The organism is Coleofasciculus sp. B1-GNL1-01, assembly GCF_040220235.1.
Lineage (GTDB): Bacteria > Cyanobacteriota > Cyanobacteriia > Cyanobacteriales > Coleofasciculaceae > Coleofasciculus.
Map to the genome: position 1 here is coordinate 1 of NZ_JAVJTO010000055.1, position 13,909 is coordinate 13,909.

The 13,909-nt window shown below is 45.4% G+C and carries 9 protein-coding genes, 1 tRNA gene and 2 pseudogenes; 1 reads left to right on the top strand and 11 read right to left on the bottom strand.

Annotation, left to right across the window (positions count from 1 at the left end; genetic code table 11):
- The 10 genes and pseudogenes from RID53_RS13915 to RID53_RS13960 all read right to left on the bottom strand — a co-directional run.
- Positions 1–325, bottom strand: a pseudogene (locus RID53_RS13915) (RNA-guided endonuclease TnpB family protein); the annotation flags it as partial.
- 164 nt (positions 326–489) lie between these two features.
- Positions 490–1,071 (bottom strand): IS607 family transposase, encoded by a 582-nt coding sequence (locus RID53_RS13920; RefSeq protein ID WP_446388673.1) that lies wholly within the window; start codon positions 1,069–1,071, stop codon positions 490–492.
- A 393-nt stretch (positions 1,072–1,464) separates the two neighbouring features.
- Positions 1,465–1,537: transfer RNA gene (locus tag RID53_RS13925), tRNA-Met, on the bottom strand.
- Between the two features lie 274 nt (positions 1,538–1,811).
- Positions 1,812–4,430, bottom strand: a complete 2,619-nt coding sequence (locus RID53_RS13930; protein WP_446388674.1) for a peptidoglycan DD-metalloendopeptidase family protein — start codon at positions 4,428–4,430, stop codon at positions 1,812–1,814.
- Positions 4,431–5,423: 993 nt separating this feature from the next.
- Positions 5,424–5,885 carry a tRNA (cytidine(34)-2'-O)-methyltransferase gene (locus RID53_RS13935; RefSeq protein ID WP_446388675.1) on the bottom strand — a complete coding sequence of 154 codons (462 nt, stop codon included), beginning with the start codon at positions 5,883–5,885 and terminating at the stop codon, positions 5,424–5,426.
- A gap of 179 nt (positions 5,886–6,064) precedes the next feature.
- Positions 6,065–7,210: a glutamate--cysteine ligase gene (gene gshA, locus RID53_RS13940; RefSeq protein WP_446388676.1), complete on the bottom strand. Its 1,146-nt coding sequence runs from the start codon at positions 7,208–7,210 to the stop codon at positions 6,065–6,067.
- Positions 7,211–7,396: 186 nt separating this feature from the next.
- Positions 7,397–8,311, bottom strand: a complete 915-nt coding sequence (locus tag RID53_RS13945) for a histone deacetylase family protein (RefSeq protein ID WP_446388677.1) — start codon at positions 8,309–8,311, stop codon at positions 7,397–7,399.
- Positions 8,312–8,621: 310 nt separating this feature from the next.
- Positions 8,622–9,383, bottom strand: coding sequence for a type IV pilin-like G/H family protein (locus RID53_RS13950; protein WP_446388773.1), 762 nt, complete (start codon positions 9,381–9,383; stop codon positions 8,622–8,624).
- A 168-nt stretch (positions 9,384–9,551) separates the two neighbouring features.
- Positions 9,552–10,361 (bottom strand): annotated as a pseudogene (locus RID53_RS13955) (serine/threonine protein kinase); the annotation flags it as partial.
- A 32-nt stretch (positions 10,362–10,393) separates the two neighbouring features.
- Positions 10,394–11,539 (bottom strand): serine/threonine protein kinase, encoded by a 1,146-nt coding sequence (locus RID53_RS13960; RefSeq protein WP_446388678.1) that lies wholly within the window; start codon positions 11,537–11,539, stop codon positions 10,394–10,396.
- A gap of 416 nt (positions 11,540–11,955) precedes the next feature.
- On the opposite strand from RID53_RS13960, the gene RID53_RS13965 reads away from it, so the two are divergent.
- Positions 11,956–12,198, top strand: a complete 243-nt coding sequence (locus tag RID53_RS13965) for a hypothetical protein (RefSeq protein WP_446388679.1) — start codon at positions 11,956–11,958, stop codon at positions 12,196–12,198.
- Here the strand turns inward: RID53_RS13965 and RID53_RS13970 are convergent.
- Positions 12,187–13,899 carry a helicase HerA domain-containing protein gene (locus RID53_RS13970; protein ID WP_446388680.1) on the bottom strand — a complete coding sequence of 571 codons (1,713 nt, stop codon included), beginning with the start codon at positions 13,897–13,899 and terminating at the stop codon, positions 12,187–12,189. The genes RID53_RS13965 and RID53_RS13970 overlap by 12 nt on opposite strands.
- Between the last annotated feature and the right edge of the window lie 10 nt (positions 13,900–13,909).

The following is a 13,909-nucleotide window of genomic DNA, read 5'->3' on the forward strand; positions in this document are numbered from 1 at the left end:
AACAATCGCACTTGGGGACAATCCTCACTTCTACTATACGGTTAGCCACTTGACTGGTCAACTCAATATTAGTTCCTGATAGTTTGACTAATCCTTTTCTTCTGGCTACTTTACTGATCGCTTGAATTGTATAAATTAGAAGATTTCGTCCTTTTTTTGTATCTTTGTAGCCAGGTATTTTCGGTCTACCTATAAATTTATCGGGATGCTTTTTAAATTCAGAGTTCGCGGCGAAAAAAGATTTCCAGTTCCGCTCTAATCCCCTTAAAACTTGCTGCGATACTTTCGCGGGTAAGGCTTTGTATGGCTCTGTGTTTTTCATCATAGTAGCCATCTGATTATAAGTCAAATACCCATGACCATAAATCCAGTTTTGACGGATGAGATAATTGGCTGAGTTATAAAGATTTTTAGACTGCCAAGACAAGCGATCTATCGATCTCCAAAAACGATGACCTTTTTTGATTATATGTCTTTCCGATAGTAGCATTATTGTCCGTGAAATTTTAACTCGGCTATAATCTTTTCGGTTTTTCGTTTCGACCTTCTTAATCCGTACATCCGCGAACAAAAGGAAGTGATAATGGCGATTAAGTCTTCCATTAATTCATCTGTTTTATCCTCACTTTGATTGACAATTTCAACTTTCTTGTCTAATTCTTTGAGGAGGATCTCTATATAATTCGTTCCAAATCTAGCGAGACGATCTTTATGTTCTACAATCAAAATATTGTAGTTTGGGTCTACTAGGATTTTTGCTAATTGTTTTCGATTGTCATTTAAACCACTGCCAATCTCTTTGACAATTTTATAAATTTTGTAGCCTCGGGCAATTGCATAATCTTTTAACCGCTCTGCTTGTCGATCTAGATTATCTTTGTTTTGGGCGCTGGAAACTCTTGCATAAATACAAGCTATCAAGTCAGGTTTCAAGTTGTCCTCAATCGCCTCTGAAGTTATGATAATCGTACCAGACGGCAATTGATAACCCGTCAAATTTCCTTGTTTCCACCACCTCCAGGCAGTCCGATAACTGATTCCTGCTTTTTTGGCATAGTCTGATAGTTTCATGTTTATATATTACCAAACATGACTATATCTGACTATATTGTTATTGAAAGTTTACAATACCCTGAGTAGGCTATATCCTGCTCAGAGTCTTGATTTTATGGACTTTGTAGGGGTTACTAAGTCTACCTAATAATAAAAAAAGATAGCCATTTAGCATTCAATGCGCTGAAGTGTCGCTCTTATCCTTGCTCCTGCTTGCATGAACTGTCGGCACGGATCAGAAGAGTATCCTCGAACTACCTTGGCTCTCTCTTGATTGTGTAACCATTGCTCTAACCCTTAGTCAATTCATAGTCAAAGTCAATAGTCAAATCGACAAAAATTTAGAGGAACAGCGCCACCGTAAGTAAGGCTATTCCCCTGAAAAACTTACTCTATAAGGTTTCTAATAAATGGCTCAGGTCGGATTTGAACCAACGACCTTGGGCTTATGAGTCCCCTGCTCTAACCACTGAGCTACTGAGCCGTTTTTTTTACAGCCTCCTTAATTTAGCATAACGCTTACGTGAAGACAAGCTTTTTTCCAACATCTATCCCCAATCAATTTATCAATTCGGTAATGGGTAAGACACCTATATTGATGCCTACTCATTCAGTTCGTAGTCAGGGAACCTGAGCCCTAGATTGGGTTGGGTTTCGACTTCGCTCAACCCAACCCCCCTATACCATTTAAGCTGTGTTCCGTTAGAAGAGGCGTTGCTGGCAACGCCTCTCCAAAGTTCTGTCACTCAGCAAATCAACTACCGCTTATCAGGTAGAAAAGCCATGGGATTAACGGCTCCGCGTCCTCCTGGATGAACCTCAAAGTGCAAATGGGGTCCGGTACTGTAACCCGTACTACCCATTTCCGAAATTTGTTGACCTTGGTCAACCTCTTGACCCCGGCGCACCAAAATTCGATGGTTGTGGGCATAGAGGGTCAAGCTACCATCCGGATGTTTGATTTCCACCAATTTGCCGTAGCCACCGGAATTCCAACCAGCGGTAACGACAACACCAGGGGCAGCTGCCACAATCGGTGTACCGATAGGAGCTGCAATATCAATCCCCTTGTGCATGCGTCCCCAACGCATCCCGTAGCCAGAGGTCAAAACCCCCTTGCTGGGCCAAATATAGCCATTAAATCGCGCAGGGCTATCCGGCAAGTACATATCCGGAGCGGACAGAGGAGGCAATTGAGGTGCAACTGTTGTCCCAACCGGGGTTTGCAGCATCGGGTTATAACTTGCTGGTGGGGCTGGGGCGGCGGCTACAACCTGCTCCTTCGGTTCAGATGGGGTTGCCGCAGGTGGCGGTACTGCGATGGGAACTGAAGTGGCTTGAGTTTCCTGTTCATACCGCTGCGGATTGAATTCCGGATTGACCCTAACGGGTATTGATTGCTCAGCTACACTCGGCGCAACTGGCGCAGATGGAACTACCACTTCGCTCGGTGAACTGGTCTGACCCGTGGTTTGCTGACGGCGATATTCTGCCCGCATTCTCAGAATATCCGCCCTCAAGCGTTCAACGTAGGGGTTGTCCCCGGCGTTAGCGGGCTGATTCCGTTTCGCCTCTAACGCGATAGGGGTATTGGTTGGGGCGTTTTCACCAACGGAGGATTGGGTAAGAACAGTTGATGAAGCGGTTGGCGGTTGAGATGTTGGTACTGTTGGGGTAATCGGTGAGGCGGATGTTGCTGTGGTGGGAACAACGACTCTGGGTGCTTCAACCTCTGGTTGGACTGAGCGAGTCACCGAATTGTTGGATTGCTCCTGAATCCCCGGTAAAAACGTGACTCGTTGCTCAGATGACTCAGCCGATGGCGGCGTGGGAATGGTGAGCTGTTGATTGACCCGAATCAGGTTGGGATTATTTAAGCCGTTCGCTTGAATTAATTCAGAACGGGATAAACCATAACGACGTGCGATCGCGTCTACTGTATCTCCAGGTTTAACCGCGTAAGTACTCGTCGCCGCTCTATTGGCTACCACCGTTTCCATCACCACGGGCTGCGGTGTTGGGGGTTGAGCAGTGATTTCTGGCGTTGTGACGGGTTCCAGCTTTGAATTGGGGAAGGTGATCGGTGTTTGGTCTTCCGATACCTCTGGTGAGGTCAAATGCTCTGGACTTGGCGTAGGAACCGGAATCACCACGGATGAGGGTGATGGCTTCGGTGTGTTTTCCTCAATCGCCAGAGACGCGGCTGTGTCTGGAGTGGGAACCGGAATCACCACAGACGATTCCGATGAGCGAGCCGCTTTGGATTCTGACCCTGAGGCGGCTTCGGCGTCTGGAGTGGGAACTGGAATCACCACGGGTGACTGGTATCCATTAACCCCTAAGGACTCCACCGTCGGTGAGGCGGCAATTTCTGGAGTGGGAACCGGAATAACGACAGGAGATTGAGATTGATTGACCGCCGTTGAGTCTACTGTCGGTGATGCCGCAATTTCCGGAGTGGGAACTGGGATACCAATAGGACTGTTAGAATTCGTCGCCGCTGACGCTGGGATACGTTCTGCCCCTGGGAGACGGGTTGCTGACGCGGAGGGCGTCGCTGCTGTTGCTGTTCGGTTGATGGACTCCTCAGACCTCAACTCCGCCAGACTGTCATTTAAGCGGTTCCGTTTGTGTTTTAAATTATCAACAGCAACATCTTGTCTCGCCTTAAGCAGGTCATCGACCTGACCCGGAACGGTGACAGATTCACCCGTTTTGAGCTGACCGGATGCGGATACCCCAGTGGAGTTCCGTAGCTGATTTGGCTCGACTCCATAAGATTTGGATACGGATTCGACCGTTTCTCCCGGTTTAGCCTCGTGAACAATACCGTTCACAGTCGGGATTTTTAGCTGCTGTCCAACTGCAAGATTGGCGTTAGGTTGGACAGGATTCGACGCCGCGATCGCTTCTGGAGCTACTTTATAGGTTTGCGAAACCTCCCATAGCGTTTGCCCTTCCTGTACATTGTGTTGTACGACAGGTTTCGATTGGGCTGGCGATTGGGCTGGGGTTGGAGCTGGTGTAGCTAGCGGCAGTTTCGAGCGCTGGGCAACGTCTGGTTCGCTTTCTGTTGGCACAGACGCAGGCGTTGACACGCCAACAGGCAAAGTTGTCAGCGTTGGCTCAGAGGCAATGGGTTCCAAGGCTACGGCTTCATCACCTTGTTGGGGTAACAACAAGCTGGAAGCTCCCATGGAAATTGCCAATCCAATCATGGCAGCAGAAGTCCTAGCTCTGCGGTTACCTTCGGTCGGAATGGTTGCGCCGACTGGCGGCTTCTCCCCAGAAAGCTTTAACAAAGCCTCAAAGGAGTGGGCGGAGTTGGCTGCACACGAAGGAACCTGTTTAACCTTCTGCGTAAATGTCCGTTTCAAAAACGACCTCCTAGTGTGTGACGAGCACTTAACAGTTCCTAAATGGTTTTCCCAGTCAATAAGGGATCTCACCCTAAAATGTGATTTAGATCACGGACAGTGAACATACTTAGGCAAGAGTACCCTGCTTTTTTGATTTAGACAAGCTAATCTGACTGGATAAATTTCTAGTTGTTGACGATCACCGCTCGATTCACCCTTTATGAAGCCATAACTCGCTGTCTCTGGACGAATATATTTTCATACTTGATAAACGAGACACGGTTGATAGTCGGGCGGTTTTTGCCAAGGGTTGTGCATAGAACATACAGACTTGACAGGCTTTTCTCCGGAAGAGGGCTAGAGTTTCAAACCGAACTCTAAAGTTGGTTTGTTGCTTTCTCAGCCTTCTAGACTATCCGGTGATCGCAGGATTTAGCAACTGTATAGAGCTCAAGCTCATAGTCTAGCAACCGATAGTTTAGCAGTTAACGATTACAGACGGCACTTTACGTGAATTTTTGGTAAAGAACAACCGTACAGTCTACCCAAGCTTTCCCGGCTTAGGAACGCTGTTGTCGGTGACTTCTCCTTTGCTAAAATCGCGCTTTCTCTTACGGATATAGGGTTTGAGGCTCCTGAGGCAACCTGCTTAGGATGATTAAAATCTATCAATCCGCCTCGATTGGGCAGGACTCTTCTGTATAGAAATTTCTTATCAAAGGAGTGGCTTTTCCGTATTCTAGATAGCTGAATTCAGCGTCATTAATTTTTTGGCAGAGATAAATAAAGAACATGCCATCTCCACAAAGGGGGAACTTGTTAAATTTTAATTAATTTTAATTAAACATTGATCCGATTAAATAAAGTTATATATACGGCAGTATACATAAATGTAGTATCTTGTTGTACGTTTAAACGCTTCAGGTCAAGCCAAGTCTCAGGAATTAGCGGCTGCTGAAGGTGGAGGTTTATTCTTTTTAAATACTTGAACGCTATCAGGGAATGGTCTTCCTAGATCAGGTATCCCAATTGACGCCGTGCTTCAAACAAACCCAAAGCCGCGCTGACGGAAAGATTTAAACTGCGAACACCGGGTTGTGTCATTGGAATAACCACAGTTGCGCCACACTGAGCTAAAACAGATGGGGACAATCCTTGGGTTTCGCTGCCAAATAACAACCAGTCATTGGGTTGAAATTGGAATTGAACATAACTGTATTGCCCAGAAGTGCTGAAACCAATCCATCGCCCTCCCAGCTTTTGGGAAACCTGATTAAATGCCTCCAAGGTTTCATGGTAGTGAAACTTGACATAGGGCCAATAATCAAGTCCGGCTCGCTTGAGGTAGCGATCGCTAATTTCAAATCCCAAGGGTCCAACTAGATGTAACTCCGTGTCTGTAGCGGCACAGGTACGGGCGACATTGCCTGTATTGGGCGGAATTTGGGGGCAAACTAAGACAACCCTAAGCATAAAACCTCAAACCTCTTGTCAATCTTACCCTACACACTCAGGGAAACTGAATGAATTGGATTAGACCCATTGGAAATTGTGATAGTATATGTTTTTTTAATATCAGCTTTTGGGGAGAAGCTGATTAGATATTTTAATTTTTAGCCCGAACAGTCTTGACAAATCATCCCTCCTGGTTATTAAGCCACTAAAGCCTGACACAACTTATCTTCAAGTTCGTTTTCTTGTTCCGCCATGTCTTGAATCGCTCGGTTGAGAATTTGCTGGGTATCAAAGCCCACAGATTGCAGTTGTAACCATTGTCCGGCTGTATTCCCTTGGCGGAGAATTTTTTTCAGGGGAGAAAGGAAACAACTGAAGCCTTTCGCTTTGGCAATAGGTAAAACCTCTTGATAGAGTTCATCAATCCATTGCCGTGCCGAAATCGTTCTGCCATCCTGCCAATGGGTGAGTTTTGCATCTAAGCTAGAACGAGCAACCGCCATTTCGTTGGCGTCGGTGAGGGCGACTAAGTTAGCAGCGCGAGTCGATGTTTGACCTCCGTAGAGAGGGTCAAGACTCGGATCATTTAAAAGCTGGATCAAACGGGCTTCTAGTAAAGCAGTTACCGCCAGCAGGGCAATCGGATCAACGACTAAATCACAAATTCTCAATTCCAGACGATTTAAATCATAAGGGCGTCGATTACCATTGGGACGAACCGATGACCAAAGATGGCGAACGTTACACATGGTTCCCGCTTCGAGTTGGGCTTCTGTCCACTCAATAAAATGAGCATGGCTTTCAAATAAAGGAACCTGAGACGGGGTTTTGGGAAAAATTGCCCAGCGCGTGGAGTGATACCCTGTGGCTTTTCCATCGAGAAAGGGAGAGGATGCACTTAACGCCAAGTATAAGGGGGCTTCTACCCGTACCAGACGGCAGGCTTGCATCAGCAGTTCTGGGTCAGCAATGCCCACATTAATATGAACACTCGCCGTGACCACCTTAGTGCCGTAGGTTTGCTCAATGTAGTCATGATAAGGGTTTTGCGGGTCAGAGCGGTAGAAGCGATCGCTCCCCCCTAGAGACAGGGTACTGCCGGGAATCAGGGTGTAGTTTCCCAGGGTTTTCAGATAAGCGCGGAGTTGTTGGCGCGGGCGTACTAAAGCGCATAAGAGGCGATCATAGCCACAGAAAGGAGCGGTGGTATATTCGACATTGCGGGTATCCGGTTCCCGCATGAAGCCATCCAAGGATGCCACAATCCGATCAGAAAGACCGACAATTTCCCCCTGGGGAGTGCCAGTATACATTTCAATTTCAAAGCCTTTCGATAGCAGCACGGTATCTCCTAGAGCTGGGTAGAGCAACCTCTTAACTCTTCAAGTGTATCAGTGGAAAGAGATTGACTATAAATTTTAAAGATTCTAGTAGGTAGGGACACGGCAATGCCGTGTCCCTACAGGTAACGCCAGAACCACCAATTTGCCTATGTCCTATCGAGTCAAAGCTTCCATTCCCGGTTCTGTTCACACCCGATGACGATAAACATCATTAGCGGCACGATGGAGGAGAGAGTGACGGTAGATTAATGCTTTCATGTCATCTCCATAGCCACCTCCAATCACCGTAGCGACAGGGTAGCCTGCGGCGATACAGGTACTGAGTACCTGCATTTCACGGCGGTAAATTCCCGTATCGGTTAAGGCTAGCTTACCAAAGCGATCGCAGGCATGGGTGTCTACTCCAGCATCATAGAGAACCAAGTCAGGCTGAACCTCAGACAAGATATCAGGGAGATAGTGGGCTAAGGTTTGTAGGTAAGCATCGTCATCCATACCCACCGGGAGAGGAATGTCAAGATCACTTTTTTGTTTAGTGGCGGGGAAGTTGACCTCACAGTGCATCGAGAAGGTAAAGACAGTGGGGTCATTTTGAAAAATAAACGCTGTACCATCTCCTTGATGAACATCGAGGTCAAGAATTAGGATTTTTTGGACTAATCCCAGAGTCTGGAGAACACGAGTCGCGATCGCTAAATCATTAAAGATACAAAAACCTGATCCGTAACTGGGAAATGCATGATGAGTTCCTCCCGCCGTATTACAAGCAATACCATGAGTCAGGGCAAGTTGAGCTGTCAGGATTGTCCCCCCAACCGCCGTACAGGTTCGCGTCACCAAGCCGGGACTCCAGGGTAATCCAATCCGGCGCTGGGCTTTCGGGTCAAGTGTGCCGTTGCAGTAAGCCTGGATGTAGTCAGGGGTGTGGATCAGTTGAATCCATTCTGTGGGTGGAGGATTGGGAGTGTGGATGTTTTCAGGAGTGACAATCGTATCGGCGAGGAGGAGTTCACAAAGTTTGCCAAATTTGGACATGGGAAAACGATGTCCAGGTGGAAGGGGGGTAACGTAGTCGGGGTGATAGACGATTGGCAGGTTCATGACGGTGGTAGCTACTCAGTCATGAACTATTGTCATTGATTGGTTCCTCCCCGTTTCATTGACCGCTGTATAGGCTTATTTCTCGCCTCTTTGTAGAATGTCGCTAACATTAAGAGCCTGGAAATAAATTTCCGGAACCTAAAGCTAAAGTAAGCTAAAGCTTACTAGGGAAGCGTTTGAACCCGTTAAAACGGGTTTAAGCTTTTAGCCGGTAGATGCGGAGCGGCTTCTCTTCGAGTACTTTAGTTCAGGGCTTAATTCTCCTTCAGAAGGAAGAGGCTTAGGGTAATGTAAACCTGACTGGTGTTGCTTACTGAGAATTTTCATAGTTCGCGATCGCGTCTAACATTTTCTCCCTACCACCATAGTACGATTGGATGGTTTCAGCGATTTCCATGGCGCGATCAGACTTACCCGCAACCGCTAACTCGCGCACGATTGTATCCAAGGTACTGGCTTTTACCCAGAAGTTTTCAATGGTTTTAGCAAGATGAATGGCTTGTTCATACTGTTTTGCTTCTATTAACTCGTATATAATTGCAGCAAATGCCTTATCTTTAGCCACGTCATTTTGTATAGTTTTAGCCCTATTTAGCGCTTGGGTATATTTGCTATTTTGGGCATAATTTAACGATTCATAAATTATTTTTCCGTCTTCTCCCAAAGTCGTAGACATTTCTGAATAATCAGAATCTACTCTTTTTGTCCCCACTCCACATTCTAGTACACCATTGCTTAAAGCTGGAGGAGTAGGATATTTCATCCCAGGAGATTGCGATTCACAGAAAATGGCTACTGTTGTTAACTTACTCTTATCCTGGTTATTGAATTTTATAAATACACCGCCAACAAAGCTTTTAATGTGGCTTTTCTTTGGAATTGCATAGTTAAAAGCATATAAGGAAGTAGTATGAGTTGAATAGATGTAAGATTGTGTTTCCAGTGCTATTCCTAAACCAAGATCACCCATGTAATCAGCAAAGTAATTTTTATCCCGAAAATAAGATTGTTGCGCCCGATTCATTGAAGCAACATACTGCTTTGCTTCTGATTCATAGGGACTTGTACCCATCTTCTTGATCGTAGGCAAGATTAAGCCAAAAACAACCCCAGCAGTAATACTAAACTGAAGTGTTATTAAAACAAAGAGACGTAGATAGCGAGATTTACGTCTATTTTTTCGGTGAATATCTTGCACAAAATTAGCAATTATTTCTCGACGAATCGCATCAATTTCTAGCAATGCTGATTTAGCTTTTCTGGCTTGAGTAAACCGTTTTTCTAGCGCTGGTTCAGTCATCATCTCAAGCCATTTTGCAAAAACATGATTTAAATTAACTTGAATATTTTTCTGGAAGTCCAGTCGCATATCAGACTGCGGTAAATTAGCAGGAGCAATACCTGTCAATAGATGAATTAATGTTGCTCCCAAGGCATAAAGATCACTGGCGGGTACAGCACGCCCCCAGAGTTGTTCTGGTGGCGTATAGCCGCTAGTTCCGACGACAGTAAACGTGACACCTTCAGCTTTAGCTTTATCTTGCACCGCACCGAAATCAACTAGATAGATTTGATTGTTTTTTCCTAAAATTAGGTTACTTGGCTTAATGTCGCGATGGATAATAGGGGGACTCAGTTCATGCAAGTCGGTTAAAATAGTCAGAATCTCTTCAGCAAAGCAACGGACTTGATGTTCGGGAAAACGTTTACCTTGATCAAGCAACTGTTGCAAAGACTGACCAGGAATGTATTCTTGTACTAAGGCAAACCAACGTAATCCAGTACCATCTTCTTCGTCCACTGAAAAATAGTCGAGATAGCGAGGAATCCGGGGATGATTGATATTTTTGAGAACCTGAGCTTCCCGTTCAAATAATTTGAGATGCTCCCATTGCATCTGAGGACTAAAGGGGAGTAATTTAATAATGACTAATTGTTGTTTAGATTCGGAGGCTAAATCAAGGGCTAGCCAAGTCTGACGACTCGGTCTTTCGCTAAGTTTTTCTTGAAGTTGATAGCGTTTCTTCAACTGACACATTGTATTGAACATAATGTTTTTTTACCTGTTTTATAAATTTTGATCTAATCAGGCTGATTTTGAAAAAGTTCTACAGCTATTTTTGAGGCTATTTTGAATGTAACAAAAAGGAAAGGCAATAATGCTAACATTAGAAAGAATTGCCCACCTTCACAATCCTGAAAACAGAGTCCAAGACCCAACATATAAAAGGCAACTACTAATGTGGTGATCAAATAAATAATCAAGATTATCAGCAAAAAAATATCAACTATAATCTTTGTTGGCATTGAAATAGTCCATGAGCGTAAAATGTTTTTCCTGGATAAGCATTTTTTGGGTGTGCGATGAATGTGCCGAGTCTTATCAACATAGTGCCGATTACTATTTTTCAGGTTTGACAAGGCTTGAGACGTACAATTAAATCGCCGCTCCAAATTTGGATCAGTGAGGGATTCCAGCCAATTCACAAAACTAGGACTTAAACTGACTCTATCGCGAAAATGAATACGTAAATTTTGCTGAGGTAAATCAGCGGGTGCTGTCCCCGTTAATAAATGAATTAATGTAGCGCCCAATGCATATAAATCTGAGGCGGGAACTGCTTTACCCCAAAATTGTTCGAGGGGGGCATAACCTGCTGTACCGACAACCGTAAACGTGACTCCTTCAACCACAGTGGGATCAGCGACGGCACCAAAATCAACTAAATAGACAGATGTACCTTCAGCCGCATCGACATTCTCTTGAAAAATTAAATTACTGGGTTTAATATCGCGATGCAGTACAGGTGGATTCAACCCATGTAAATAGCTCAAAATCTCTAAAACTTGAATCGCAATGGAGCGTACCTGAGCAAGTGTGAAATGCTTCCCCTGATTAAGTAATTGCTGAAGCGATTGACCGGGAATATAATCCTGTACTAAACAAAACCAGCACAATCCTTGACCCATCTGTTCATCTAAGGAAAAATAATCCCGATGTTTCGGGATGCGCGGATGGTTCAGCGCTTTGAGAACCTGCGCCTCGCGTTCAAAGAGTTTAAACTCGTCCCACTCCATCTGAGGACTAAACGCCAGTAGCTTGACGATTACCTGTTGTGGTGGTGTTTGGGTGGTATCTTCAGCCAGCCAGGTTTGACGCCCCGCATTTTGGGAGAAGCATTGTTGTAGTTGGTAGCGATTCTGTAAGAGTTGTTTGGCTTGTAGCATAGAAGGGCGCTTCCAGAATGGGGTTACTCAGACCTATCTCTGAATCTAGGAAGCTTATGCAGTTTGTAGAGACGTTCCATGGAATGTCTCGCCTCTACACCAATCCTTTGCTAGCCCGTTGGAAGCGCCAAAACCCTTGATATACGTGACTCATAACGGGATGTGGACAACCTATCTCCAAACCTCTCTCCTGCGAGGAGAGAGGCTTTGAATTCTCTCTCTTCCGTGCAATAAAAGCGAAGTATCCTCTGGTCTCCCCGCATAACAAAAAGCGAAGTATCCGCTAGTCTCCCCCTTTTGAAGGGGGACGGAAGGGGAATCTAAAAAGGGGAAACGAAGAGGGTTAGGTTTTTCCAATTCACCAGTAATATCTTCAAGGGAAGCGAGTAAAACAAATGACTAATGATGAATGACAAATGACAAATAAATCAAGCCAATCCCTGAGAAAAAAAACCTGCCCAATAATAGGGATGAGAAAAAGGCTGTTTCTCCTGCACCAACGACTGCAAATGATGCTGCTGTACCTGAATCTTATCCTAATAAATCCCTGGAACAATAAGGATGTCATGCAGATAATCAATGTCGCTGAATTGAGCGTTTATTATGGGTGTTTAACGTTTAGGGCGCTAAAGCGCAACTACGAACGTTTAAAAGCCTAAATCGGCTTTGGCGGCATCGGCGGCGGCAAATACTTCTTCATCTGACTTTTCATCCCAGGAGGGTTCGCCAATTTCTGTGTAGAATGTTTGATCGTAGGGACGAGTTCGCACGACAACGGGCATGGGTACGGCATGTCCTAATATTAATGCCTGTTGTTTGGAATCTAATTTAGCTAAAACCGATCGCAAACTTTGACCCCCCGAAACCCCGGTAAAGATCGCCTCGATGTCTTTATCATCATTCAGTAAACAGGTAATTCGGGTGCCAACCTGGGACATAACCTCATTATCAATCCCCGATGGACGCTGATCGACAATCAGTAATGTAACAAAATATTTCCGCATCTCGCGGGCAATAATGCCAAAGATGGTTTGACGCACTGTGGCTGAATCTAGGAAACGGTGCGCTTCTTCAATCGTAATCACCAATGGGCGCGGGCGATCGCATGGATTTTTGCTTTGCAGAAACTTCTCCGCCTTCCGCACGTATTTACCATGAATGCGGCGTGTCATCACATTCGTGGCTAGCATATAGGACAGCATATTCGATTGAGAGCCAAATTCCACTACCACATGCTTCCCCGCATCTAAGGATTGCAGAATCTGGTCAATATAATTTTGGGGACAAGTACTTCGTATGTACTTTAACTCCTCTAGACGCAGTAACTTGCGCTGTAATGCCATAATTGAGGACTTATGTCCCCGCTTCTCATCGCAAAATGTCTGAATATCCTCATTCGTCATATTTAGGAGGTGAGTAATCCAGGTTTTGCCAAATTCGTTGCGGAGAATAATCGCATTTTCTAAACTCGTATCAGACAGGTTTAATTCGCCTCGCACCAGGGAGATATCTTCGACTTCAATTTGATCGAAACCAAGATACAATTCCTGGGCGTCTCGAATCCCTCGGCGTTGGGTGGATTCCGGGTCAAGGGTGTACACTTGGACTTGATTGGGAAAGAGTTGGCGTAATCCTTTAACGGTACTAAATTGTTTTCCTTCTGATACCGCTTCCCATCCATATTCGGAGTGCATATCGAAGATTAAATTAACCGCCGCTTGCTTGCGAATTATCCCGGATAATAATACGCGAGTCAGAAAGGATTTCCCGGTTCCCGATTTGCCAAACACACCGTTACTGCGTTCCACAAACCGATCCAGGTCTAAGCAGATTGGCACGTCCATGTCAAGGGGTTGACCCACCGAAAAATTCCGTCGATGGGGGTCATCTTCCCAGCCAAACACCGCCCGGAAATCTCGTTCACTGGCGTCATAGACTTGGGAGAAGTGACTGGGAATTGTTTTCACCGGAAGCAATTCCATATCCTCGCTACTTTGAGGTTGAAACGACGCTAAAGGACTTTTGCCATTCAGGTTCAGGTTAGGTGTTTCCCGTTTTCCCTCCGTTGGCGTGAACATCAGCATCGGAGTTAAATTGATCGTCCCAAACGTGCCACTTCCGGCAAGAACCTCACGTAAAAAGCTATCGTTGGGATGGGGGGGATTCGCCCAAATCCGCTGACTAGAGGTTCCTAGCGCCACATCCGTCAGCATACAGAAAAAGCGCGATCGCATCCCTTGAACCACCAGAAACTTACCCACACGCATATCTTCGACGGAGACATCCGCGTGTAATCGCACTTCCAATCCGCCGGAAAGAGAACCTTGAATGACTGAACCTAAGGGTTTATCTACATCCATCACTGTTAGG